The following is a 25,476-nucleotide window of genomic DNA, read 5'->3' as shown; positions in this document are numbered from 1 at the left end:
AGTCGCCTCTCTAGGAAGAGTGTGTTTCTTTATATGCTACCTTTCTTCGTTGAATGTAGATGTCAATTTTTGAGCAAAATAAGCTAGGTTATGTAAATATTACTTTTTAGTACCTATAGTACTTTAAAGTACGTACTTTTTATTAGGGTGATTATCATTCATAATAGCACATGTAAGAGAGAAACAAGCTTTACGGTACTAGTAATTAACTATGTTACTTTTTAGTACCTACAGCACTTTAAAGTACGTACTATTCATTATGTTAATTGTATTTCATAATAGTACATGTGAGAGAAGAGCGAGAAGTACGGTACTAAGAAGTACCTATAGTACTTTAAAGTGCGTTCTATAAAAAGAGAATGAAACCATTCATAATAGTGTTTGTAGAGATTAAATGTATTTTTTAAAAGATAAAAGGGCCTTTTTATCGCACTATTATGATAGGAATTATAGGGAAGAGGGGAAACTTAATTGAATTCATATACAGCATCGTCTTCAGAAGTTCAGACGAATCGAAGAAGTATATTTGCGTTATTAGCGCTAGCAATTAGTGCGTTTGGGATTGGGACAACTGAATTTGTTAGTGTCGGTTTATTACCATCTATTTCGGAAGATTTACATGTATCGGTGACAACAGCTGGTTTAACAGTTTCTTTATATGCGTTAGGCGTAGCATTTGGTGCTCCAGTATTAACGTCATTAACAGCTAATATGTCACGAAAAACGTTATTAATATGGATTATGGTTATTTTCATTATTGGTAACGGGATCGCGGCTGTTTCAACAAGCTTCACTGTATTACTTATTGCGAGAATTGTGTCTGCACTTTCACATGGTGTGTTTATGTCAATTGGTTCAACGATTGCTGCGGCACTTGTACCAGAAAATAAACGTGCTAGCGCGATTGCAATTATGTTTACTGGTGTAACAGTTGCGACTATTACAGGGGCACCAATTGGAACATTTATTGGTCAACAATTTGGCTGGAGAACATCATTTTTAGCAATTGTAGTAATTGGAATTATTGCCTTAATTGCAAATAGTATTCTCATTCCATCTAATATGAAAAAGGGTACGTCTGTATCATTCCGCGATCAATTTAAACTGATCACGAACGGAAGACTGTTACTTGTTTTCATCATTACTGCACTTGGATACGGTGGTACATTCGTAACATTTACGTATTTATCTCCGTTATTACAAGAAGTAACAGGATTTAAAGCTAATACAGTTACTATCATTTTATTAGTGTATGGAATCGCAATCGCGATAGGGAATGTGATTGGCGGTAAATTATCGAACCATAATCCAATTCGAGCGCTATTTTACATGTTCTTTATTCAAGCGATTATATTATTTGTTTTAACATTTACAGCGCCATTTAAAGTAGCTGGGCTAATTACAATTATTTTCATGGGACTATTCGCATTTATGAATGTTCCAGGGTTACAAGTATATGTCGTAATGTTAGCTGAACGATTTGTACCGAGTGCTGTCGATGTTGCATCGGCAATTAATATTGCGGCGTTTAATGCTGGGATTGCTCTTGGTGCTTATTTAGGCGGTATTGTAACGAACTCGTTAGGGTTAATTCATACAGCTTGGGTAGGCGGCATTATGGTAGTAGGTGCTGTTATTTTAACGGCGTGGAGTATGTCATTAGAAAAACGAGATCAAGTAAAATAAAAGGAGAGAAAATAAAATGAAAAACTTACAAAGTACAACAACATTGCATAACGGTGTAGAAATGCCTTGGTTCGGTTTAGGTGTATTTAAAGTAGAAGAAGGACCAGAACTTGTAGAAGCAATTAAATCAGCAATTAAAGCAGGATATCGTAGTATCGATACAGCGGCGATTTATGGAAATGAAGCAGCAGTAGGTGAAGGGATCCGTGCAGGTATTGAAGCAACAGGAATTTCAAGAGAAGAATTATTTATCACTTCAAAAGTATGGAATGCAGACCAAGGATATGAAGAAACAATTGCGGCATATGAAGAGAGTTTAAAAAAATTAAAACTAGATTATTTAGATTTATATCTTGTTCACTGGCCTGTAGAAGGGAAATATAAAGATACGTGGAGAGCGTTAGAAACACTTTATAAAGAAAAGCGTGTACGTGCAATTGGCGTAAGTAATTTCCAAATCCATCATCTGCAAGATGTAATAAAAGACGCAGAAATTAAGCCGATGATCAACCAAGTAGAATACCATCCTCGTTTAACACAAAAAGAATTACAAGCTTTCTGTAAAGAACAGGGTATTCAAATGGAAGCATGGTCACCACTAATGCAAGGTCAATTATTAGATAATGAAACATTACAAGAAATTGCTGAGAAACACGCTAAAACAACAGCGCAAGTTATTTTACGTTGGGATCTTCAAAATGGAGTAATTACAATTCCAAAATCAACGAAAGAACACCGCATCATTGCAAATGCTGATGTATTTAACTTTGAGTTAACGAAAGAAGATATGGAGAAAATCGATGCGTTAAATCAAGATCACCGCGTTGGTCCAGATCCTGATAACTTTGATTTCTAAGAAAAATGAGTAAAAAGAGTGCAAAAGTTGCACTCTTTTTTTATTTTCTATTCAATAAAATGTTTCTGTTTATATTATGACTTTTAAATTACTTTAGGCGATCTAAAGAACTGATTAACAGTATTAATGTTTGACATAAAATAATGCATTCTATATTATATATGCTATAGCATGTAAATGGCGATTTATTTGGAGGTGGCATATGGACTTATATGAGTTAACAGGACATCTTGTTCATCATACTGATGTGAAGTTAACAAATTATATAATGTAAGTTTTTAGTCACATATTGCTTATAAAATTTATTGTTTATATGCTATAGCATATAAGTGTCATCTCATAACTTGTAACGGCAAAAATTTAAATGATACAGTAGATATATTATGAAACGAGGAGATTTTAGTTATGGAAAAATTCATATTAGCGTTTGATAGAGAACTTGTAATTGCAGAAAGAAAAGATTCAGTATGGAGCGTGCACTCACAGTTTGTAGGTGCTAATCCGATTGCTTTAGCTTCTGACCCATACGACCAAGAAAGAATGTATTGTGGTACTTTTGATAGGGGATTATGGAGAAGTAAAGATGGAGGAAGTTCTTGGGAAGCGATTGGTACGTTACCTTCCTTTGGTGAAGTGTTCCCAGCCGATGCTATTCATATGAGAGCTATTACAGCAGTTTCTGTATCTCGAGCGAAGGGTGATGACGGTAACGGGATCGTATATGTAGGAACTGAACCGAGCGCAATGTTTGTATCTAAAAATGGGGGGGACAGTTTTGAGCTGCTAACTGATTATCGACAAATGCCATCGTATTCATCATGGTTCTTTCCTCAACGAACATATACACACCATGTAAAACACATTGAAATTGATGCTAATAATCCAGAAACCATTTATACGACTATTGAGGTAGGTGGATTAATTAAAAGCGTAGATGGCGGTATAACATGGACTGAGGAAAAAGAGGGAAACTATCCTCAAGATATTCACGTTCTTAAATCACATCGCAATGTGCCAAATCGTTTATACGGGGTTTTAGGTGATTCATTCTTGAAAGAACCAGGTCATGAGTATGCGGAGAGCTGTGATGGAGGTAAGACTTGGAACTATATTTGTAGTGGGCTAAAGCATCATTACGCATATCAAATGGCAGTTAATCCAACTGATCCAGAAAATATTATTATTGCGACATCGTCAAATCCACACGTAGCACATGATTACAATAATGGAAATTGTGAATCATATATTTATAAGAAAGAAAAAGATCAGTCTTGGACAGAAATGAATGCAGGTTTACCAACTCCTAAAGGAACAATCATACCAGTATTAAAGGCAACAAGTGATGGAACGTTCTATTTATTTAGTAATAAAGGTGTTTATCAGTCGGTAGATGGCGGTTCAAATTGGAAGTCATTAGAGATTCCTTGGGAGAACAGATTTATGGAACAACATCCTTATGAGATGTTAATCGTTAAATAAGTGACGGGTATAGTATTAGCTACTATTCATTAAGAATGTTTAGTGGAATTTAAAATGTATTAAGCCAGGTAATGCGTTAGAAACGCTTCCTGGCTTTTTTGACCATCAATTTAACGTCTACAGTTCATATTTCTGTAAATATGAAACACGCAGGATACATGAATAGAGAATGGGTAAAATAGTACTGAATGATGACTAGATTTTATCAATGATGTTATAAGACGTTTTTTAGGTCAACTGAAGGAAGCAGTGTGTTTAGATTAAGAATGACTGGCAATTGGTGCTATGGAGTTCAATGATTTAAAAATGTACTCATTTAAACGCGTATTATCTTCGAGATGTATCATTTTGAAGAATATTAAAACTTAGGAGGAAATGAATTATGACAAAAGATTTCTATACTGCACTGAAAGAAAGACGTACTTACTATGGGATTAATAAAGAGGTACAAGTATCAGATGAAAAAATTAAAGAAATTGTGGAATTTGCTGTGAAATATACGCCTTCAGCTTTCAATTCGCAAACTGCGCGAGTAGTTGTATTATTAGGTGAAGCTCATAATAAATTATGGGATATTACAACTGAAACATTAAGAAAAGTAGTTGGAGATGGAGATTTTTCAGGAACGCAACAAAAAATGGATTCCTTTAAAGCTGGTTATGGAACAGTACTATTCTTTGAAGATGAGGCAATAGTGAAATCGCTTCAAGAAAAATTTGCTGCATATGCTGAAAACTTCCCAATTTGGTCACACCAAGCATCAGGTATGCACCAATTAGTCGTGTGGACAGGATTAGAAGCAGAGGGATTAGGGGCGTCTTTACAACATTATAATCCATTAATTGATGATGAAGTGAAAACAGAATGGAATGTTCCTGCTAATTGGAAACTAATTGCACAAATGCCATTTGGTAATCCAACAGCTGCACCAGGTGAAAAAGAATTCCAACCACTTGAAGAGCGTGTGAAATTTCATAAGTAATATTCAAATGTAATAAAGTGAAGCTTTAATTAGTAGTGGTCTTACTGTTCGCAAATAGCGGAGGAAGCTAACTGTATTGTGAAAAAAACTGTTTCGTCAAAAAAGTTTATTCGTTCTTTTTATTAATCGAGTATGTATGAATAAAAGCGTTAAAAACACTATTTTAACCTTTAAAGGAACAAGGTGATCGTTTTGATCACCTTGTTTTATTTCTTACATTTTATTTATTAAAAAACGCTAAGTTTTCATAAATGCTTGAAAAACTAGCGTTTTAATCATAGGTATCTGTAATTTGATTACTTAAAACTATATACGAAAAAGCTTTTATACTATTCCTCAAGTTCTATCCATTCCTGTGACCATTCTTCTATTCCACGAATAATAGCTTCTAAAGCAAATCCTTTTTGAGTTAAAGAATATTCTATACGAACTGGTGTCTCAGGAAAGACTTTACGTTCGACAATTCCTTCTAGTTCTAATTCTTTCAATCTTTCTGAAAGTAATCTTCCGCTCACAGGAAGAGAAGATTCAAGCGTACAAAAGCGCTGAGGTCCAGAGAAAAGTTGGTAAATAATTAGTGCTGTCCATCGTTGACTAAAAAATTTCATTCCTTTTTCAAAGCGAGGGCATAATGTAGAATCATTCATTTTCCTTCACCTCCTAAAATAAATTATATAACATCTTACTATTAGTAACAAATGTTTTTATAATTAATTACTTGACGTAAATTAATTACGATTGTATACTAACTTACATAAAGTAACTAAGTTGTTTTATGTAAGTGAATTTCTTTTCTTTAAATGGCCAAAGTTGTAATAATACATATTGCATATAAGCTGAGAGAAAAAAGAATATCATCTGTAAAAACACTTACGTTGTGTAAGTTAAACAATAAAAAATATAACGATGGAAGGGAATTTTTTAGAGATTCTCTATACTAGGAGGTACCTAATGGTTACAACAGATACAATTCATATGTTAGAAGATAAAATTAAATTTATACATCAAGATGGAAAGGGTATTTATTTAGTAGGTCCTATCAAATTGCCAATTAATTTATATGGGGAGACTAAAGTTTTCCAATGGTATTCTTGGTTGCAATGTAGTGAGGTTACAAATAGTGTAGAAGGAATTATTGAAAAACTTTCATCTATCAATTTAGCTGATATGCAACAATCTAGTGTGCTTGTATATGGTGATTTTGAGAATTCTGAAGATGCCCTAATTCGTATGCATAGTATTTGTCACACGGGTGATATCTTTGGTAGTAAACGTTGTGATTGTGGATTCCAATTAAAGCAGTCTTTACAAATGATTACAGAACATGGTTCAGGTGCTTTATTTTACTTAGCGAATCATGAAGGAAGAGGGATTGGCTTGTTTAGTAAAGCGATGACGTACCTCTTGCAAGAAAATGGATTAGATACAGTAGAAGCTAATCTAAACCTAGGTTTTGAAGATGATGTTCGAAACTATGAGGATACAATTGAAGTGTTAAAAGCGCTACGCTCAAAACCTGTAAAACTTATTACAAATAATCCGAAAAAATTAGAAGCGTTACAAAAAGCTGGATTAAATGTTACGAGTCGTGAACCGTTATGGGGGGATATCTCAGAGTTTAATGAGAAATATTTGCAAACGAAGATTCAACGTTCTGGACATTTTGAAGGAGGGCACTTACATGCTTGAGCATGAATTATATATGAAGCTAGCACTAGAAAATGCTAAGGCTATGAAGGGACAAACCACTCCAAACCCATTGGTTGGATCTGTAATTGTAAATGATAATCGAATTGTAGGGATTGGAGCACATATGAAGGCCGGAGAAGCACATGCCGAAATACATGCGATACGTATGGCGGGAGAACAAGCCCGTGGCGGTACAATCTATGTAACTCTTGAACCTTGTTCTCATCATGGTAGAACAGGCCCTTGTGCAGGAGCAATTGTACAAGCAGGAATTAAGAAGGTAGTAGTTGCTACACTTGATCCAAATCCACTTGTTTCTGGACGTGGAATTAAAATTTTGCAAGATGCTGGTATTGAAGTACTTGTAGGAGTGTGTGAAAAAGAATCTAAAAAGATGAATGAAGTCTTTAATAAATATATTTTGACAAAGCGCCCATTTGTAACGATTAAATCGGGTGTTACATTAGATGGGAAAATTGCTACTTCTTTATCGGATAGTAAGTGGATCACATCTACAGAAGCAAGACAGGAAGTACACCAAATACGAAACGAAAATGCAGCCATTTTAGTAGGAGCGAATACTGTCCAAAAGGATAATCCATCATTGACAACGCGTATTCCAAATGGAAGAAATCCAATTCGAGTAATTTTGGACTCAACATTACGCATACCAATGGAAGCTCACGTTGTTACAGATGGAGAAGCTCCTACCTGGATATTTACAACAAGTAATCATGCAACAGAAAAAAGGAGGGCATTAGAAAATGCAGGAGTCAAAGTATTTGTTACTAGCGGAGAAAAACATATAAACTTATATGAAATGCTTGATGTTTTAGGGCAAAAAGGAGTTTCCTCCCTGCTTATTGAAGGTGGTGGAGAGGTAAATGCTTCGTTTATTGAAAATGAATTGATGGATAAACTTATTTTATATTTCGCACCTAAAATTATTGGGGGCAGATTGGCGCCTAGCTTTGTAGAGGGGACTGGTATTACTAAAATGCAAGATGCAATTGAATTTAAGGATATATCATTTACCCAGGTTGGAAAAGATTATAGATTTATTGGTTATCCAGAATATCGGAAAGATGAGAAATAAGGAGAAAAAAAGATACTTATATTTTCCGATAAATGGATTGCAGAAAGGAGCGATGAAGAGTGAAGTTTGGATTTGATATCGATGATACATTAATTGATTTGAGGCAGCATGCTTTTCATTTATATAATAAAAAATTAAACAAAAAAGTAGGATTGGATGTATTTCATTCTTTAAAAACAATTGAAATTCATGAAGCATTTGGCATGACTTCGGAGGAAGGCGGTCATATGTGGAATAGTTTGCTGGATGAGATTTATTATACTTCTTGTTCACCGTTTCCGTATGCAGTAGAGACATTGCAAGAATTAGAAAGACAGGGACATGAAATATACTATATAACAGCGCGGCCTAAAGAGCATGGTGAGCAAACAAAAAAATGGTTAATAGAAAAAGGTTTTCCGGTACATGAAGATCGCTTTTTCTATGGAATGAAGGATGAAGAAAAAATTCACTTTATACAAGAAATAAAATTAAACTATTTCTTTGATGATAAGCCGGCTGTCTTAGAAACGTTAATAGGAAAACCGATAAATGTGTATGCAAAAACTACTTCTTACAATCAACATCTCAATATCCCACGTATTACAAGTTGGACAGAGTTAGGAAATATTATAAAGAAAGATATGTAAAGATTTTACTAGAAAATCAAATAGAGGCAAGACATAGAATTAATAAATTGTAAAAGTTTAGGTATGGATATTATCGAGAAGAAAATTGACTTTTTCATGAGTAAAAAGATTCTAGTTATGAATTCAATGACAAGTGTAACAATATGTATATTTCAAAAAACACGAAGACTTTAAAGTCTTCGTGTTTTTTGATTTATGTCTGAAAGAGAAGAAATAAAAGTGTGAAATTGTATGATATTTAAACAATGAACACTAAATATTTGTATATGCAAAATTACATACATTTAATGATTGATAATCACGATTTAATGTAACTATAATAATTACACTGATAAGTAACTTACTGACCACAGTTATAAGTGAAGAAGGAGGAGGATTTTATTATATTTTGTATATAAAAAATAGAAAAGGAGATGTACAAATGAAAAGGTTACTTGTTATAAGCATAATGTATACAATGTTTTTCCTCATAGGAAATATACACTTACATGCTGATGAACGAACAAATGTAAAAGAAATTACTAGTTTAGAAGAGCCTACGTGGATATTTCAGGCAGGCATAAGTAAGGGGAAATATCATGATCGACAAGATTTAGGATTAATCTTGCAGAGAAATACACCATTAAAGGTAAGACAAACGAATCCTAATTTTAAAGACAAATTAACATTACACTTATTATCTAATGACTCAAAAAATGAAAAATCCATACAAGTAGGAAATGAATGGGTTACCATTCAAGGTGATACGCCTTTAGTTCCTTTCATAGATACTCCGTATGGTGGTGAAGAGCGCGCCATACTTGAGTACCAAGTAGAGAATAAAAGTGCTACTAAACCTCTTCCAATTTATAAACAACAGGGAAATGTATCTCAATTTTTTAATACATGGGATCAATTTGATGGAGAGTATGCATTAATTCAAGGGGAGAGTTTCCAATTATTTGTACCTAAAAAAGATAAAGAGTTAGTAAGGTCTTTAAAAGATTTTCAATCGTTGGATGAGTTAATTGTTTATTATGAAGATATTTTTACAATGTATGATTCAATTATTGGGTTAGATGGCTCAACGGTTGAAAATAAAAAAAGTCAAAATCGTTATTTCTTAAAAGCAGATATATCCGGTGCTGGCGGTGCCTATTATGGCGCAAATTGGACAGCGAATAGTACAGATAGCACAAAGATGTGGTTAGATAAACTAAGTTGGGGAACTTTACATGAAATCGCTCATGGATACCAAGCTGGTTTTGATAATCAGGGAATATTTACAGGAGAAGTTTCTAATAATCTATTTGGTGTTCAATATCAATATAGTAAATACGGCAAAAAAGCAGATCAAGTTGGTTGGTTGTTTAATTTTGGGAAGAAGGGACAGGTAGAACGGAATTTATACAATGCTTTAATGAAAGAAAATAAAAATTATGATGACTTAGATTTACGACAAAAACTCATTCTTTTAACGATGGCGAAACAAAAAGCTGGTGATGAAGCTTTTGCAAAAATGTATCAAGGTTATCGAAAACTAGCTAGCAATGCTGCTTTTAAAAAAGGTGACCATTCTTTACCTGATTTAATGAATCAGCATTATAGTGAGAATGGACAAGTTGATTTTACACCTGTCTTTGAAAGCTGGGGCTTTAAGCTTAATCATAAACAAATAGAGATGAATAGAGTGAAAGGTTATCCGGCTGTTACTTCTTTAGCTTATATAGTGCCTGAATCACAATTAGTTAAAGCAAGAGCTGCAGTTGATCCTGATATTCCGATAAACTCTAACTTTGAAATAGTTACGAATCAGCAAATTGCTTCACTTGGACTAAAAGGGAATTTGCATATCCACTTAAATACAAATGAAATAGATACATTGAAAGGAGGAAAAGTTAAATTAAAAGAAGGGAATACAGTTATTCAAGAAAAAACAATTGAAACAACAGATATCAATTTACAAGACGTACCAAATGGAGTTTATACAGTTGAGATTTCAGGTGAAAAAACGGATAGTATGTACCATTTTAGTTCGTATTATGTCTATGTAAAAGAAAAAGATAATAGTCTAACTATTGATGTTAACGAAATGAAAGTGAGCAAGTTGGTAAATGAAACGATTCAATTCCTAGGATTAGGAGATGATCAGTTTGCTGAATTAAATACAGACTTAGAGCAAAAGCGAGCTGTTTTTACAGTTACTACAAAAACGCCTCATAGCTATTATGCAGGTGAAAAATATGCATCAATAGAGGTGTTTAATGAGAAAGGTCAAAAAATTTATACGAAGGAAATGGAAGGAACAAATGTAACAATTGTAAAAGATATCATTCCACTAAAAGAAGGATATAGAATTAAAATCTATCATGATGAAATAAAAAAACGATTAACTAGTAAAGCTACTATTATCAATCCTATGAATAAAACAAATGAATTTATAATGACAAAATGGGGATTGAAAAATACTTATTTGCAAAATAATCCAGAAGAAAATCTTATGCAAAGAATTGATAGAGAAATGGAGGCAATTATAAGGAATCCTGTTTTAAAAGAGATACCAATGCAAAAATTAGAAATGAAAAAGAATGTGTGGATGGCAATAAATATGTTATCAGAACCACAAAAAATAACGTATATGAATAAATATAAAGATAGCTTATATAATGAGTGATTTTTGAGAAATGAATTGAATCTAAAAAAGTAGCAAACTATGTATGTAGAGGTATGTAAAAACGATTGACTATAGTTAAAATTTTTATCTATGCTTAAAATTCCAAAATAAATTTATTTAATTATATAATACGATTATAAGGGAGTAAGGATATGAATAATTTCGTAAAGGTAGGTTTAACTACAGGAATGGTGTTATCGGCGATTATGCCCTATGGAGGAGTACATGCAGCAACAGAAGATTTAAAAGTGGAAACAAAGGAAGATACGTTCCGAACAGGTAATTTAACAGCACCTTCTCAAAAATCGGCAGAAAATGTAGCGAAGGATGCGCTAAAAGGAAAAACAGAACAAGCATTATCATCAAAGCAAGTTAATACTGAATCAAAAGTTAATTATAATGTTACGCAAAGTCGTAAATCTTATGATGGTACTACATTAGTACGTCTTCAACAAACATATGAAGGACGTGATGTATACGGATATCAACTAACAGCACATATTAATGATGATGGTGTACTTACGAGTGTTTCGGGGGATAGTGCCCAAGATCTACAACAACAGGAAGATTTGAAACAACCTATTACTCTATCAGAAGAGGATGCAAAGAAACAGCTTTTTAACATTTATGGGGATGATCTCACATTTATTGAAGAACCAGAAATTAAACAAGTGGTATATGTAGATGAAAATACAAATAAAGCTACAAACGCATACCAAATTACTTTTAGTGCATCTACACCTGAATATGTATCTGGTACAGTGTTAATTGATGCTTTTGGTGGTAATCTATTAAAAGAACTCGTTCAAAAATTGGGTATACAAGTAGATAGTAGTATTGTCCAATCTGCGACAGCAAATAAATCACAAGATCCTTTAAAATTAACAGGAACAGGAAAAGATGACTTAGGTATGAATCGTACATTTGGAATTACACAACGAAGTGATGGAACGTACATTCTTGCAGATTATTCTCGTGGTAAGGGAATTGAAACGTATACTGCGAATTATAAAGATTATAATAATTATAGAAGAAATGTATGGGGTTATTTAGATGATTTAGTAACAAGTAATTCTACAAATTTTACAGATCCTAAAGCAGTTAGTGCACATTATTTAGCAACGAAAGTATATGATTTTTATCAAGAAAAATATAGCCGAAACAGCTTTGATAATAATGGACAAAAAGTAATTTCTGTCGTTCATGGCTGGAATACAAATGGTAAGAATATAGGAAATCCTAAGCAGTGGTTTAATGCATTTAGTAATGGGGCTATGCTAGTATACGGAGATCCAATTGTTAGAGCATTTGATGTGGCAGGACATGAGTTTACACACGCGGTTACAAGAAATGAGTCTGGACTTGAGTACGCAGGAGAAGCTGGTGCCATTAATGAGGCTCTATCTGATATTTTAGGAGTCGCAGTTGAAAAGTATGCTAATAACGGAAAGTTCAATTGGACAATGGGGGAACAATCAGGTCGTATATTTAGAGATATGAAAAACCCATCATCTATCTCTTCTAGATATCCAGAAGATTATAGACATTATAACAATTTACCTATTGATGCTGACCATGATTATGGTGGTGTACACACGAACTCTAGCATTATTAATAAAGTAGCTTATTTAATTGCTAGTGGTGGAAATCATAATGGAGTAAATGTACAAGGCATTGGAGAAGATAAAATGTTTGATATTTTCTATTATGCAAATACGGATGAATTAAATATGACTTCTGATTTTAAAGAATTAAAAGAAGCTTGTATTCGTGTAGCAACGAACTTATATGGTAAAGACTCATTAGAAGTACAAGCTGTCCAACAAGCCTTTAAAGCAGCTTATATTTAATACTATTGTGATGAATTGTAAACCCTTTTATTTTAATGTAATGATTAATTTGTATGCATAGACAAAAACCTTGTAGAATTTTTCTGCAAGGTTTTTTAGAATGTTATGTTACAGGTGTGTTATATAGTTTTGAGTTAATTAGGATAAAAATAATCCTATAATTGTATTTAAGAATATGTAATTTTACACTCTTTTCTATGATAGAAAAGGATACTACGCTAATAAATATAAAAAGTTAGAAATTATGATATACAGGGCACTTTTTTGTTCCTATGGAACTTTAAAGTGCGTAATTTTCTTTCTAGTTAATATGGACCATAATGGTATTTACTAGTTGGTTTTAGCTTTACTCTGCTGTTGATGTAATTTTTTACATTAGAATAATGCAAAATGATTTGAATCAGAATTATCGAGTAGATCAAAATGCTGATAAATTCGATTTTTAATTCAGTACAGAGTGAAATAGCTACATAACTTTCGTTTATACTCTTTTGAAAAAAGGGTGGATCTGCTTATTTTCTGTTAAAAATAAGAGAAGTGAACCACAATATAAACGTAATTATTTATTCCAACATAGTCAATAATCTAGCACATGAATCTGGGAGGGATCTATATGCATATGCAATTAAAAGGAAAAACAGCACTGGTTACTGGATCTACGGCAGGGATTGGAAAAGCAATTGCCACTTCATTAGTAGCGGAAGGAGCTACTGTCTTTATTAATGGACGCCGTGAAGAAAATGTTAATCAAACGATAAAAGAAATTCAAGCGCAGTATCCTGATGCTATCCTTCAACCCGTAGTAGCTGATTTAGGAACAGAACAAGGGTGCCAAAATGTGATTGAAAAGTACCCTGAAGTAGACATTCTTATTAACAACTTAGGAATTTTTGAACCTGTAGAATATTTTGATATCCCTGATGAAGATTGGTTTAAATTTTTTGAAGTCAATATTATGAGTGGTGTTCGACTCACTCGCTCGTATTTAAAAAAAATGATTGAAAGAAAAGAAGGAAGAGTTATCTTTATTGCTAGCGAAGCAGCCATTATGCCATCTCAAGAAATGGCTCATTATAGTGCGACTAAAACGATGCAACTCTCACTTTCTCGCAGTTTAGCTGAGCTGACGACAGGAACGAATGTGACTGTTAATACTATAATGCCTGGTTCGACTTTAACGGAAGGAGTGGAGACTATGTTAAATAGTCTGTATCCTAATGAGCAATTGACAATAGAAGAAGCTGAGAAGCGATTTATGAAAGAGAATCGACCAACCTCTATCATTCAAAGACTTATTCGACCAGAAGAAATTGCTCATCTTGTCACTTTCTTAAGTAGTCCACTTTCTTCAGCAATTAATGGTTCCGCGTTGCGAATAGACGGGGGATTAGTACGTAGTGTATTTTAATAAATTAAAAACAACATAATATTCTGTTGAAGGTAAAGATGGTAAGACGAGTGAATTGTATTTTATCTATAAACGGAAATATACAAAAAGCGAATTGCGATATGAAAACAGCCGGATTTTCTATTATAAGAAAATCCGGCTGTTATTTTTGGACTTGTTGTAAAGGATGAAAAGCTTTTAGCGCTGTGGCATCTCTCATGTTAAATTGGTAATCAAGAAAAAGGTATGCTCTATTTGAAGCATACCTTTTTAGTTTGCAATTTTATTTATTTGTATCTAGCTCGTCTTGATTATCAAATTTCTCTAAAACCTTTAATAAAATAGTTAAGATAATTGTGGATACTATCGCTATAATTAAAATGCCATGAGGTGATAGTTGAACCGAAGTTAATTCAACTTTAGCTATGCCAAAATATCCTACATAAGTAGCTAAGAATGATGTAACCACTGAAATCGTAAATCCTAAAAATCCTAATTCATCTAGTTTCTTTTCAGGTAATCCACATACACTTAAAATCTTAGTAAAAATAGCAGCTACTATGAATAACTCGATGGACAGAATAAATAATGACATGACTCCAGAATATACAATTTCATCTGGCATCCATTTCCCTAATGCTAGCATTAGAAGAGCAGGAAGGAAGAGTGGTAAAAATAGTCCTAAAATCATGACTACGATTTCCATTTTATTTGGTGCTTCATTATTATTTTGATTGCTCATAAATCCTCCTAAATAGTAATATGAATGATAGTCTCATGAAGAGTTCAACATATACTATCACATTAAATTAATGAATTTAATATTATTTTTTATTCAGAAAATGGGTTGCAATTGAGGTCCTCAAAATATGGGTTATTTTCGTATTTTAACTGTAAGAAATTATATAGTTGGATTCAGCTGGGGTTTTCAAGGATTAGATAGTTCAACAGTAAATTTTAGATATATAGGTTCTTATGGAAGAGGGACAGCAATTTGAAGTTTTCGTAATTCAGATATATCAATAACTTTTCCGTTGGACATGTATGTAACATACATGTAGAGGGGATTAAAAAAATAAATAAAGTTACATAAATTGACCTTTATGTAACTTTACTATTCTTCCTATGATCGCTAGCAGCATGAAGTTTGATAAATGATGTTAGCAATAAAGGAGTTTTATTTACTCTGTTACTTTCTAGCAACGAGCAATCGTTATTTTTATCGGATTTTAGTTACCAAACGTTTTTCAACACTATTTTCCCAATTGCTTCTTTCGACTCCAAATACTCATGTGCTTGTGCAACTTCATCAAATGTAAAAGATTTAGAATCTAGCAATGGACGAAGTTTGCCTTCTTCTACAATTTGCGTTATTTTCGTTAAGATTTCTCCGCAATCATTACGTTTATCTGTATGTAATATTTTTAACGCCATAAAAGTAACGTGCAGAGAGAGTCCTTTTGCGTGTAAAGAAGAGAGGTCATGTGTTGAACGAGCAGCAATTGTTACGACAGTTCCATTGACTGCAGCAGCTTCGAAGGAGTTATCGAGATTCTTGCCACCTACTGTATCAAATATAACTTCAAATCCGTTGCCATGCGTATGTTTTTGAACATATTCTTGAACAGATTCTTCTTTATAATTAATAGCTATGTCTGCTCCTAGACGATGGGCTATTTCAATTTTGTTCTGCTGAGAAGCAGTTGTAAAAACTTTAGCACCTGCCCATTTAGCTAGTTGAATGGCTACGTGTCCTACGCCACCAGTAGCCCCATGAATGAGCACATTTTGACCTGATTTAATATTTGCACGATCAAATAAAGATTCCCAAGCTGTAATTGCGACTAATGGTAGAGCAGCTGCTTCTTCCATTGTGAAATTGTTAGGTTTGTGAGCAATCAATCGTGCATCAGCAAGCATAAACTCTGCAAGTGCACCACCAGTTTCTTTAAAACCTCCGGCACATCCATATACTTCATCACCAGTTTTGAATTTTGAAACGCCTTCTCCTACTTCTATAACAATACCTGCTACATCACCATGCAAAATAGCTGGAAATTCAGGAGCAACTGATGAAACAGCGCCACTACGCATTTTTGTATCGATTGGATTTACACTAGTTGCTTTTACATGGATTAGAACATGACCTGGTAAAAGTTTCGGTTTTGCAACTTCTTCTAATTGAAATACAGATGAATCTCCAAAAGAATGGATAATTTGTGCTTTCATTGGTCCTTACCTCCTGTTCGTGGTTATAGCATAGCAAAGTACAAAAAATAAGTATAATATTATGAATCTGGTTCGTGAGAATTCCATATATTTTTGTATTGTATGTAATGGTATTTGTGTTCTTTTTAGATGATTAATGAAAAGTATTCGATCGATATCTAATTGAACGTATTGCCTATTATTATTCCCATTTCTATTAGCTGGGGGAAGAAGGTTAATTTTTTCGTAGTATCTAATTGTATCTGTACTTAATCCTGTTTTCTTTGCAATATCTGATATTCTGAATATATAATTCATTTGTAATTAAGCTCCTTTCACTCCAAGTCAATCATTTTGTTTGAGGAATTTTTATAAAGAAAAGGGGATTGCGTGAAATAGTGTAGCGCATATGCAAAAGTCACTTTGGAAGTTGCTGAAGGAAGGGGAACTGTTATTTTATGCAGCATGACTTAATGCTGAAAGTGATAAGCAAGCATGTAGTATAGGTACTTAAAAGTGCCTACATCACTTTAAAGTACGTACTGTTATTCATGTTATGACCGATTTATAATAACACTCGTAGCACAAAGAAGTTATAACGATGACAATCGGCAACAATGTGGTGTTACAGTATTGCCTATGAATTTTGAGAAGAAATATGAAAAGTATAGATTTATATGAATGAAGGAAAGTGAGTGAAACACATGGAAAAGTTTGCGAATCATTTTGGATATAATCGTATGTTTGCGAAAAATCAACTTACGTTAGGAGTTCACATTCCGATTGAAAATTATCAGTTTCATGTTCCAACGATGGAAAAACAAGTAGAGTTGGTACAAAAAGCGGAACAATATGGTTTTACAGGCGTATGGCTTCGCGATGTTTTACTGCAAGACCCTGACTTTGGTGATCCTGCAACAGGTCAAATTTACGATATGATGATTTATTTAACGTATTTAGCAAGTAAAACAGAGAAAATCGCATTCGGAACATCGGCAACTGTATTGTCACTTCGCCATCCATTGCGTGTAGCGAAAGAAATTGCGACATTGGATCAACTGTTTCCAGAAAGAATTATGCTTGGTGTTTCATCAGGTGACCGACGTGCCGATTTCAAGGCGTTAGGTGTTAGTCATGAAACACGAGGTGAAAAGTTTAGAGAAGCGTTTGCTTATTTGGAAGAGATTTTGTATAAAAACTTCCCGTCTATCCAGTCGACACTAGGAGAAGTGAATGGAGCGAATTTAGTTCCAAAACCGTCTAAACGTGTTCCAACCTTTATTACAGGTTTTAGTCAGCAAAATATGGACTGGTTCGCTGAACATGGTGATGGATGGATGTACTACCCGCGTAGTCCGGTGCATCAGGCGGCAGCAATTGGACAATGGAGAGAACTAGTAGAGGATTATCATCCAGATGTATTCAAACCATTTATACAACCGATGCATTTAGACTTATCTGAAGATCCAAATGAACGTCCTACACCGATACGTTTAGGTTACCGTACAGGACGTAAGGCACTAATTGAATTACTTGATATATATAAAAGTATTGGTGTGAATCATTTGTTCCTTGCTCTATTTGATGGTCAACGCCCGGCTAATGAAGTGTTGGATGAGCTAGGGGAAGAAGTACTTCCTCATTTCCCTGCATTGTAAAGGAGTGGAAAGAATGAAAGCGATAGGACTTATGCAATATGGAGATAAAAGTGTACTACAAGAGATTGAAATGAAAACACCCCTATGGGGAGAAAACGATGTACTGATTGAAGTATATGCAGCTGGTGTAAACCCCGTGGATTGGAAAATACGTGAAGGTTTACTTCAAGATGTAATTTCTTATGACTTCCCGCTCGTTTTAGGATGGGATGTTGCAGGTGTAGTTGCTAGTATAGGGAAAAATGTAACAGCATTTAAAGTGGGGGATGAAGTATATAGTCGTCCAGATATTGAACGAAACGGTACTTATGCAGAGTACGTGGCTGTAGATGAGAAATATGTCGCGAAAAAACCGAGAAATCTATCTTTTGAAGAAGCAGCATCAATCCCTCTTGTAGGTTTGACAAGTTGGCAAAGTTTAGTGAAGTTCGCTAATGTTCAAAAAGGTAATAAGGTTTTAATTCATGCTGGATCTGGCGGGATTGGTACGTTTGCTATTCAGCTAGCGAAAAGCTTCGGTGCACATGTTGCAACAACGACTAGTACGAAAAACATGCAGTTTGTAAAGGATCTAGGCGCTGATACTGTCATCGATTACAAAACGGAAGACTTTTCTCTACTTCTGTATAATTACAATATTGTATTTGATGTGTTAGGCGGAGATGTACTAAAGGATAGTTATAAAGTGCTTGCACCAAATGGAAAGTTAGCGTCTATTTATGGTCCAAAAGGTATGGAAATTCCGCAAACCGAGATATCAAGAGAGAAAAATATTGAGAGTGACCATATATTTACTGAACCTAACGGATATGAACTTTCTCTTATTACAGAATTAATTGAGAGTGGGAAAATTAAACCTGTTGTAACGCATGTGTTGCCTTTACATGTAGAAGGTGTAAAAAAAGCGCACCACATAAGTGAGTCAGAACGTGCTCTTGGCAAAATTGTATTGAAAAAACATTGGTAAAGTATGAGGTTTTAGAGACAGTATTGTGCTAAGTAGCGAATGAGCTGATATATTCTATTCTAGCAATTGTTTTAAAAGGGAGAGAACAAATGGATTCAATGACATTTCTTTTATTCGGAGCGACAGGGGATTTAGCGAAACGCAAAATTTACCCTGCTTTATACAAACTATTTAGTAATCAAAATATACCGCAATCTATTTCGATTATCGGTATTGGCAGAAGGGTAATGTCAGATGTGGAATTTCAAACAAAGGTAGAACAATCCCTTGCTACATTTTCTAGAATATCTACTGATGACGAATCAGGAGTAGAAGAATTTATTAGCACATTTCGTTATTGTCAATTAGATACAGCGAATATAGAGGACTATCAAGATTTGTTGAGTCTTGTAAAGATGCGTGAAGCAGAATTAAACATTCCGAAAAACCGCATGTTTTACCTATCTGTTATACCAGAAGTATTTGATGTCATTACTTTAAATATTAAGGAAAGTGGATTGTGGGCTACAAGAGGATTGAACCGTCTTATTATAGAGAAGCCTTTTGGTCATAATGTAACGTCTGCCCATGAGTTTAACAAAAAATTAATTGAAGATTTTGATGAAACTGATATTTATTATATTGATCATTATCTTTGAAAATGAATGGTAACTAGGAATAAACTTAGAAAAGTATTACGAAATAAATAGTATTTAATCCAAGACATTTTTATTGACGATAATAATTTATGTGGTTAATATACTAAACATAAGATTATTTAATTACTAAAAGTAATCAGATATAAAATATTTCGTTAAATTCTATAAATAAGTAAGTTGTGGTAGAAATGCTTTGAATTGCCACTATTAATATTGGGGACAATTAGAAAGCGAGAGGTATAAAAAGAATTGGAAGTTGATAACTCTTTGTTTTTTATAAAGACATGAGCTTCTGTACAATTCATTTTTAATATATTGACCAGTATTATACAACAAGAGGGGGACTAAAATTGGAATCAATGACCTTTGTTTTATTTGGAGCGACAGGGGACTTAGCGAAACGCAAAATTTACCCCGCACTATATAACTTATATAGAGATCAAAAGCTTCCAAAGCAAATATCCGTTATCGGGCTTGGGAGACGTCAAGTATCTCATGAAGATTTTCAAAAAAGAATAAAAGAATCAATAGAGACGTTTTCTCGTCATAGAGAAGAAGGTACTCCAGAACTCGAAAGTTTTTTAGATAATTTTCGTTATTGCCCATTAGATGTGGGTAAGCCGGAAGACTATGAGAGATTATTACAAGTTGTTCGTGAAAGGGAAGAAGAACTACATATACAAGGTAATAGAATGTTCTATCTTTCAGTTGCACCTGAATTTTTCGAGACAATTGCTTTAAATATTAAGGAAAGCGGACTCGATAAAACGGATGGATGGAAACGTCTGATGATCGAGAAACCGTTTGGGCACGATCTTACATCTGCGCGTGAGCTTAACGATAAGCTTAGTCGAACGTTTGAAGAAGACGAGATATACCGTATTGATCATTATTTAGGTAAGCCGATGATTCAAAACCTTGAAGCACTTGAATTTGCAAATCCTGTTCTTCAATCGATTTGGAATAAAGAACATATAGCGAATGTACAAATCACAGCGAGTGAAACAGTTGGGGTTGAAGAAAGAGCAGGATATTATGATCAGGCAGGAGCCATTCGTGATATGGTTCAAAATCATATGTTACAAATATTAATGATGACTGCTATGAATCTGCCGGAAAAAATTAACGCATGTGAAATTCGAGAGGAAAAGCGAAAGGTAATGGAAACGCTTCGTAAAGTGAAAAAAGAAGACGTTCACAACCATATCATTCGCGGACAGTACTCTTCAGGAGAGATAAAAGGCGGGCAAGTTGTAGCATATAAAGAGGAGCCAGGAGTAAATCCTTCTTCTAACATAGACACATTTGTTGCTGCTCGCTTGTGGATCGATAATCCATTTTGGACAGGCGTTCCTTTCTATATCCGAACAGGAAAACGAATGAAAGAAAAGTCTACTCGTATTGTAATCGAATTTAAAAATACGTTAAAACAACAATATCAAGATAATAATCCAAATGCAGCACCTAACTTATTAATAATTGAAATTAGCCCAGGTGAGAATGTTTCATTACAGTTAAATAGTAAAAATCCATTGAAAAATGGAGAAATTGAACCGATCCGTATTAACTTTACTTGTGAGCAAGCGGATGTGGGAGTACCTGAAGCGTATGAAAGACTCATTCATGATGCTGTGAGTGGAGACGCTACATTCTTTGCACATTGGAGAGAAGTTGAATTGTCATGGGAATGGATACAACCAATTCTTGAAGCATTTGAGGAAAACTTATTGCCACTTCATGAATATGAGTCGGGTTCATATGGTCCAGATGCGTCTAATGAACTATTGCAAGAAAGTGAATTTAAATGGTGGTTAGATCAAAAAATGGAAAAATAAGTACTTTCTTTAATGAAAGCATTTAGGGGGACGATTACTATGACACAAAATATAAATCAATTAGCAGTGAATACACTTCGTACGTTATCAATTGATGCTATTAATGCGGCAAATTCAGGTCATCCGGGTCTTCCGATGGGAGCAGCACCAATGGCTTATGCACTATGGGCGAATCATTTAAATCACAATCCTAATCATCCAAAATGGTTTAACCGTGATCGATTCGTTTTATCGGCGGGACATGGATCGAGCCTACTATATAGCCTACTTCATTTAGCTGGATATGACGTTTCGATTGATGACTTGAAAAGCTTCAGAAAGTTAAATAGTAAAACACCAGGACATCCTGAGTTTGGTCATACTTCCGGAGTTGAAGCGACTACAGGCCCGTTAGGACAAGGAATTGCCAATGCTGTCGGAATGGCAATGGCAGAAGCGCATTTAGCAGCGAAGTTTAATAAGGATGGTCACTCTATTATAGATCATAATACGTACGCTTTAGTTGGAGACGGTGATTTAATGGAGGGTGTCGCTTATGAAGCGATGTCAATGGCGGGGCATATGAAACTTGGCAAGTTAATTGTGCTGTATGATTCAAATGAAATTTCACTTGACGGTGAATTAAACATTGCTTTCTCTGAAGATATTCAGAAAAGGGTAGAATCTGCCCATTGGCAATATGTAAGAGTTGAGGATGGAAACGATGTTGATGCTATTACAAAAGCTATTCAATTAGCAAAAGACAATACGGACCAACCTACTCTTATAGAAATTAGAACCATTATAGGTTACGGAAGTCCAAAAGTTGCTGGAACGAACAAAGCACATGGTAACCCGCTTGGAGTAGAAGAAGCGACAGCGACAAAACAAGTGTATGGTTGGCATTATGAGGAAGACTTCTTTGTACCGGAAGAAGTAACAGCTCATTTTAATGAACTGAAACAAAAGGGTACTGAAAAAGAGAACGAATGGAATGAGCAGTTCAACTTATACAGAGAGTTGAACCCTGCACTAGCAGATGAATTAGAAAAAGCGATTACAGGTGAGGTTTTAATCGAAGCGAAAGATATTTTATCCTTCGATACTGAAAAAACGATTTCAACTCGTGTTGCAAGTGGGGAAGCTATTAATCATTATGTGAAATCGATTCCTTCTATTTTCGGTGGAAGTGCGGATCTTTCTCATTCCACGATGACAGATATAAAAGGTGAAGCAGTGTATGCAGTAGAATCGTATGCTGGCCGAAATATATACTTCGGTGTACGTGAACATGCAATGGGCGCGGCAGCGAATGGACTGGCTCTTCATGGAGGAGTAAAACCGTTCGTAAGTACATTCTTTGTATTTAATGATTACCTTCGTCCGTCTATTCGACTGGCTGCATTGCAAAAGTTACCTGTTACTTACGTATTCACACATGATTCGATCGCTGTAGGAGAAGATGGTCCAACGCATGAACCAATTGAACAATTGGCAGCTCTTCGGGCAATTCCTGGTTTAACAGTTATCCGCCCATCAGATGCAAATGAAACAGCAAGTGCGTGGGCTTATGCTTTACAGCAAACGGATGGTCCAGTCGTTTTAGTACTCAGCCGTCAAAATTTACCGGTGTTTCATGAAACGAAAGCGAACATAGAGAATCTTTCTAAAGGCGCTTACGTATTAGCACAAACGAATGAAAATCCGGATGTGATTTTAATTGCGACAGGTTCTGAAGTATCCTTAGCTGCTAGTGCAAAAGCGAAACTAGAAGAAGACAATGTCTCTGTTCGTATCGTTGCAATGCCAAGCTGGGAGCTATTCGATCACCAATCGAAAGAATATAAAGAATCCGTTCTTCCGTCTTCTGTAACGAAACGAGTATCTCTTGAGATGGGTGTATCTCTCGGTTGGGAGCGTTATGTAGGACAAGAAGGAAAAATATTATCGATTGAAACATTTGGAGCTTCAGGAACTGGGGCTGAAGTCATGAATCTATTTGGATTTACGACAGAAAATGTTGTTCAAATTACAAAAAATGTATTGAATTCTTAAGCTATGACTGTGAATACCTTTCTGGACAGATCAACTTATCAGTGTTGAAAGGTATTCAAAATCGTAGTGATATGGATTTTTAATAAAAGATGATTTGAGGAGGAATTATATTATGCAAGTAGGATTAATTGGTTTAGGTAAAATGGGATTAAATTTAGGGAAAAATTTAATGGATCATAAACACGAGGTAGCAGCATTTGATTTAAATACGAGCGCAGTAGAAGAAATGAAAGAGTATGGGGCTACAGGTACATCTAGTTTAAGTGAACTTGTTCAGTCATTACAATCACCAAGAATTCTTTGGGTAATGGTACCACACGCTGTTGTTGATTCTGTTATTGATGAGGTTACACCATTGCTTTCAAAAGGAGATATTTTAATTGAAGCGGGTAATTCACATTATAAAGAGTCTATTCGCCGATATGAGCAATTAAAGAAAGATGGCATTCACTTTATGGATGCAGGAACTTCTGGTGGAATGGAAGGCGCTCGTAATGGTGCTTGTTACATGATCGGAGGAGATCAAGAAGCTTGGGACATCGTTGAACCTATCTTCCGCGATACTGCTGTAGAAAATGGATTCTTATATGCTGGAAAAGCTGGTAGTGGTCACTTCTTAAAAATGGTTCACAACGGAATTGAATACGGTATGATGGCTGCTATTGGTGAAGGATTTGAGATCCTAGAGAAAAGTGAATTTGACTACGATTATGAAAAAGTATCAAAAGTATGGAACAACGGTTCAGTAATCCGTTCATGGTTAATGGAATTAACAGAAAATGCATTTTCTAAAGATGCAAAACTGGATGAAATTAAGGGTGTTATGCATTCTTCTGGTGAAGGAAAATGGACAGTAGAAACAGCATTAGATCTTCAAACAGCAACTCCTGTTATCGCAATGTCGTTATTAATGCGCTATCGCTCATTAGACAATGATACATTTACGGGAAAAGTAGTAGCAGCTCTGCGCAATGAATTTGGCGGACATGCTGTAGAAAAGAAATAAACATCTTAAAAATTTAACTCATTGACGTTTAAAAAATGGAGGGAATTGATCATGAAGTTTTTTATTGATACTGCAAATCTTGAGGACATAAAAAAAGCATATAAACTTGGAGTTTTAGCTGGTGTTACAACGAACCCGTCTTTAGTAGCAAAAGAGGGCATTAAGTTTGAAGACCGTATCGCAGAAATTTGTCAGGCAGTACCTAAAGTTGAATCTGTTTCGGCAGAAGTAACGCCAGATGCTGTTACAGCTGAAGAGATGATCGACCAAGCAGAAGAACTGATTAAAATTAACGGTGGCGATGAAAAAGTTACAATTAAACTTCCGATGACACTAGCAGGATTAGAAGCTTGTCGCTACCTTACTGAAAAAGGTGTTAAAACGAACGTTACACTTATCTTCACGGTGAACCAAGCACTTTTAGCTGCTCGAGCAGGTGCAACGTACGTTTCTCCATTTTTAGGACGTTTAGATGATATTTCTGAAGATGGTGTGCTCTTAGTTGCGAAAATTGCTGAGCTATTCGATATTCATCAATTAGATACACAAATTATTGCAGCTTCTGTCAGACACCCAGATCATGTAACTCGTGTAGCGATGGCAGGTGCTCACATTGCAACAATCCCTTATAAAGTAATTGAACAACTTGCTATGCATCCATTAACAGATCAAGGTATTGAAAAGTTCGCTGCAGATTGGGCGAAAGCACCTAAATTATAATGTATAAAAGTGAGAGGCTTTCCGAAAATTGCTTTTCATGAGAGGAAAGATTTCTAGGTAACTTCATCGTTTAACTTGGATCCCGAGTTTGGAGTCTTACTAT

Annotated in this window: 21 protein-coding genes; 17 read left to right on the top strand and 4 right to left on the bottom strand. The window is 34.7% G+C overall.

The features are described 5' to 3' along the window. The first annotated feature begins 471 nt into the window (after nucleotides 1-471). The 4 genes from V7S50_RS17990 to V7S50_RS17975 all read left to right on the top strand — a co-directional run bounded on the left by V7S50_RS17990 (nucleotide 472) and on the right by V7S50_RS17975 (nucleotide 5,003). Complete coding sequence (locus V7S50_RS17990) at nucleotides 472-1,686, top strand: MFS transporter (protein ID WP_242254700.1); 1,215 nt, start codon at nucleotides 472-474, stop codon at nucleotides 1,684-1,686. 16 nt (nucleotides 1,687-1,702) lie between these two features. Beyond that, complete coding sequence (locus tag V7S50_RS17985) at nucleotides 1,703-2,542, top strand: aldo/keto reductase (RefSeq protein WP_242254699.1); 840 nt, start codon at nucleotides 1,703-1,705, stop codon at nucleotides 2,540-2,542. 405 nt (nucleotides 2,543-2,947) lie between these two features. Beyond that, nucleotides 2,948-4,021 (top strand): WD40/YVTN/BNR-like repeat-containing protein, encoded by a 1,074-nt coding sequence (locus V7S50_RS17980; RefSeq protein ID WP_242254697.1) that lies wholly within the window; start codon nucleotides 2,948-2,950, stop codon nucleotides 4,019-4,021. Between the two features lie 382 nt (nucleotides 4,022-4,403). After that, complete coding sequence (locus V7S50_RS17975) at nucleotides 4,404-5,003, top strand: nitroreductase family protein (RefSeq protein ID WP_242254696.1); 600 nt, start codon at nucleotides 4,404-4,406, stop codon at nucleotides 5,001-5,003. 329 nt (nucleotides 5,004-5,332) lie between these two features. Here the strand turns inward: V7S50_RS17975 and V7S50_RS17970 are convergent, their stop codons facing one another. Continuing rightward, nucleotides 5,333-5,650 (bottom strand): winged helix-turn-helix transcriptional regulator, encoded by a 318-nt coding sequence (locus tag V7S50_RS17970; protein WP_001000102.1) that lies wholly within the window; start codon nucleotides 5,648-5,650, stop codon nucleotides 5,333-5,335. Nucleotides 5,651-5,954: 304 nt separating this feature from the next. Here V7S50_RS17970 and V7S50_RS17965 point away from each other — a divergent pair, with 304 nt between their 5' ends. The 6 genes from V7S50_RS17965 (at nucleotide 5,955) to V7S50_RS17940 (ending at nucleotide 14,328) form a co-directional block, all read left to right on the top strand. Further along, nucleotides 5,955-6,692: a GTP cyclohydrolase II gene (locus V7S50_RS17965; protein WP_242254694.1), complete on the top strand. Its 738-nt coding sequence runs from the start codon at nucleotides 5,955-5,957 to the stop codon at nucleotides 6,690-6,692. Next, a complete protein-coding gene (ribD, locus tag V7S50_RS17960) occupies nucleotides 6,685-7,788 on the top strand; it encodes a bifunctional diaminohydroxyphosphoribosylaminopyrimidine deaminase/5-amino-6-(5-phosphoribosylamino)uracil reductase RibD (protein WP_242254692.1) in 1,104 nt (367 codons plus the stop codon). The genes V7S50_RS17965 and ribD overlap by 8 nt, the downstream gene beginning before the upstream one ends. A gap of 59 nt (nucleotides 7,789-7,847) precedes the next feature. Beyond that, a complete protein-coding gene (locus tag V7S50_RS17955; protein WP_048525126.1) occupies nucleotides 7,848-8,417 on the top strand; it encodes a 5' nucleotidase, NT5C type in 570 nt (189 codons plus the stop codon). 421 nt (nucleotides 8,418-8,838) lie between these two features. Continuing rightward, entirely contained in the window at nucleotides 8,839-11,070 is a 2,232-nt protein-coding gene (locus V7S50_RS17950) for a putative mucin/carbohydrate-binding domain-containing protein (protein ID WP_242254690.1), read from the top strand. Nucleotides 11,071-11,222: 152 nt separating this feature from the next. After that, nucleotides 11,223-12,920 carry a M4 family metallopeptidase gene (locus V7S50_RS17945; protein WP_242254689.1) on the top strand — a complete coding sequence of 566 codons (1,698 nt, stop codon included), beginning with the start codon at nucleotides 11,223-11,225 and terminating at the stop codon, nucleotides 12,918-12,920. A 613-nt stretch (nucleotides 12,921-13,533) separates the two neighbouring features. Next, nucleotides 13,534-14,328, top strand: coding sequence for an SDR family NAD(P)-dependent oxidoreductase (locus V7S50_RS17940; protein WP_242254687.1), 795 nt, complete (start codon nucleotides 13,534-13,536; stop codon nucleotides 14,326-14,328). A gap of 262 nt (nucleotides 14,329-14,590) precedes the next feature. Here the strand turns inward: V7S50_RS17940 and V7S50_RS17935 are convergent, their stop codons facing one another. The 3 genes from V7S50_RS17935 to V7S50_RS17925 form a co-directional block, all read right to left on the bottom strand. Further along, nucleotides 14,591-15,049: an epimerase gene (locus tag V7S50_RS17935; protein ID WP_242254685.1), complete on the bottom strand. Its 459-nt coding sequence runs from the start codon at nucleotides 15,047-15,049 to the stop codon at nucleotides 14,591-14,593. Between the two features lie 491 nt (nucleotides 15,050-15,540). Further along, nucleotides 15,541-16,536, bottom strand: coding sequence for a zinc-dependent alcohol dehydrogenase family protein (locus tag V7S50_RS17930; RefSeq protein WP_242254683.1), 996 nt, complete (start codon nucleotides 16,534-16,536; stop codon nucleotides 15,541-15,543). Nucleotides 16,537-16,542: 6 nt separating this feature from the next. After that, nucleotides 16,543-16,833: a MerR family transcriptional regulator gene (locus V7S50_RS17925; RefSeq protein ID WP_242254681.1), complete on the bottom strand. Its 291-nt coding sequence runs from the start codon at nucleotides 16,831-16,833 to the stop codon at nucleotides 16,543-16,545. A gap of 386 nt (nucleotides 16,834-17,219) precedes the next feature. Between V7S50_RS17925 and V7S50_RS17920 the strand changes: the two genes are divergently transcribed. From V7S50_RS17920 to fsa, 7 genes are all read left to right on the top strand, one after another. After that, nucleotides 17,220-18,173, top strand: coding sequence for an LLM class oxidoreductase (locus V7S50_RS17920; RefSeq protein WP_242254679.1), 954 nt, complete (start codon nucleotides 17,220-17,222; stop codon nucleotides 18,171-18,173). A 13-nt stretch (nucleotides 18,174-18,186) separates the two neighbouring features. After that, nucleotides 18,187-19,140, top strand: coding sequence for an NADP-dependent oxidoreductase (locus V7S50_RS17915; protein ID WP_242254677.1), 954 nt, complete (start codon nucleotides 18,187-18,189; stop codon nucleotides 19,138-19,140). Between the two features lie 89 nt (nucleotides 19,141-19,229). Further along, the gene (locus tag V7S50_RS17910) at nucleotides 19,230-19,778 is read left to right on the top strand and encodes a glucose-6-phosphate dehydrogenase (RefSeq protein WP_242254675.1); all 549 of its coding nucleotides are present in this window, start codon (nucleotides 19,230-19,232) and stop codon (nucleotides 19,776-19,778) included. A gap of 350 nt (nucleotides 19,779-20,128) precedes the next feature. Next, the gene (gene zwf / locus V7S50_RS17905) at nucleotides 20,129-21,613 is read left to right on the top strand and encodes a glucose-6-phosphate dehydrogenase (RefSeq protein WP_242254672.1); all 1,485 of its coding nucleotides are present in this window, start codon (nucleotides 20,129-20,131) and stop codon (nucleotides 21,611-21,613) included. A 39-nt stretch (nucleotides 21,614-21,652) separates the two neighbouring features. Beyond that, nucleotides 21,653-23,647, top strand: coding sequence for a transketolase (gene tkt / locus V7S50_RS17900; RefSeq protein WP_242254670.1), 1,995 nt, complete (start codon nucleotides 21,653-21,655; stop codon nucleotides 23,645-23,647). 112 nt (nucleotides 23,648-23,759) lie between these two features. After that, nucleotides 23,760-24,653, top strand: coding sequence for a phosphogluconate dehydrogenase (NAD(+)-dependent, decarboxylating) (gene gnd / locus V7S50_RS17895; protein ID WP_001195919.1), 894 nt, complete (start codon nucleotides 23,760-23,762; stop codon nucleotides 24,651-24,653). 51 nt (nucleotides 24,654-24,704) lie between these two features. Beyond that, nucleotides 24,705-25,373: a fructose-6-phosphate aldolase gene (gene fsa, locus V7S50_RS17890; protein WP_242254667.1), complete on the top strand. Its 669-nt coding sequence runs from the start codon at nucleotides 24,705-24,707 to the stop codon at nucleotides 25,371-25,373. Nucleotides 25,374-25,476: the final 103 nt, after the last annotated feature.

The organism is Bacillus sp. CCNWLW194, assembly GCF_037120585.1.
Lineage (GTDB): Bacteria > Bacillota > Bacilli > Bacillales > Bacillaceae_G > Bacillus_A > Bacillus_A basilensis.
Note: the sequence above shows the minus strand (reverse complement) of the source record. Positions and strands in the feature narration are given on the sequence as shown.

Excerpts from the sequence above, each read along its gene's own strand:
- V7S50_RS17975 (WP_242254696.1), top strand. The coding sequence starts at position 4,404 with ATGACAAAAGATTTCTATACTGCACTGAAAGAAAGACGTACTTACTAT.
- V7S50_RS17970 (WP_001000102.1), bottom strand. The coding sequence starts at position 5,650 with ATGAATGATTCTACATTATGCCCTCGCTTTGAAAAAGGAATGAAATTT.
- gnd (WP_001195919.1), top strand. The coding sequence starts at position 23,760 with ATGCAAGTAGGATTAATTGGTTTAGGTAAAATGGGATTAAATTTAGGG.
- fsa (WP_242254667.1), top strand. The coding sequence starts at position 24,705 with ATGAAGTTTTTTATTGATACTGCAAATCTTGAGGACATAAAAAAAGCA.
- V7S50_RS17910 (WP_242254675.1), top strand. The coding sequence starts at position 19,230 with ATGGATTCAATGACATTTCTTTTATTCGGAGCGACAGGGGATTTAGCG.
- V7S50_RS17920 (WP_242254679.1), top strand. The coding sequence starts at position 17,220 with ATGGAAAAGTTTGCGAATCATTTTGGATATAATCGTATGTTTGCGAAA.
- V7S50_RS17940 (WP_242254687.1), top strand. The coding sequence starts at position 13,534 with ATGCATATGCAATTAAAAGGAAAAACAGCACTGGTTACTGGATCTACG.
- V7S50_RS17935 (WP_242254685.1), bottom strand. The coding sequence starts at position 15,049 with ATGAGCAATCAAAATAATAATGAAGCACCAAATAAAATGGAAATCGTA.
- V7S50_RS17950 (WP_242254690.1), top strand. The coding sequence starts at position 8,839 with ATGAAAAGGTTACTTGTTATAAGCATAATGTATACAATGTTTTTCCTC.
- V7S50_RS17925 (WP_242254681.1), bottom strand. The coding sequence starts at position 16,833 with ATGAATTATATATTCAGAATATCAGATATTGCAAAGAAAACAGGATTA.
- V7S50_RS17965 (WP_242254694.1), top strand. The coding sequence starts at position 5,955 with ATGGTTACAACAGATACAATTCATATGTTAGAAGATAAAATTAAATTT.
- V7S50_RS17945 (WP_242254689.1), top strand. The coding sequence starts at position 11,223 with ATGAATAATTTCGTAAAGGTAGGTTTAACTACAGGAATGGTGTTATCG.
- V7S50_RS17930 (WP_242254683.1), bottom strand. The coding sequence starts at position 16,536 with ATGAAAGCACAAATTATCCATTCTTTTGGAGATTCATCTGTATTTCAA.
- ribD (WP_242254692.1), top strand. The coding sequence starts at position 6,685 with ATGCTTGAGCATGAATTATATATGAAGCTAGCACTAGAAAATGCTAAG.
- tkt (WP_242254670.1), top strand. The coding sequence starts at position 21,653 with ATGACACAAAATATAAATCAATTAGCAGTGAATACACTTCGTACGTTA.
- V7S50_RS17980 (WP_242254697.1), top strand. The coding sequence starts at position 2,948 with ATGGAAAAATTCATATTAGCGTTTGATAGAGAACTTGTAATTGCAGAA.
- V7S50_RS17985 (WP_242254699.1), top strand. The coding sequence starts at position 1,703 with ATGAAAAACTTACAAAGTACAACAACATTGCATAACGGTGTAGAAATG.
- V7S50_RS17915 (WP_242254677.1), top strand. The coding sequence starts at position 18,187 with ATGAAAGCGATAGGACTTATGCAATATGGAGATAAAAGTGTACTACAA.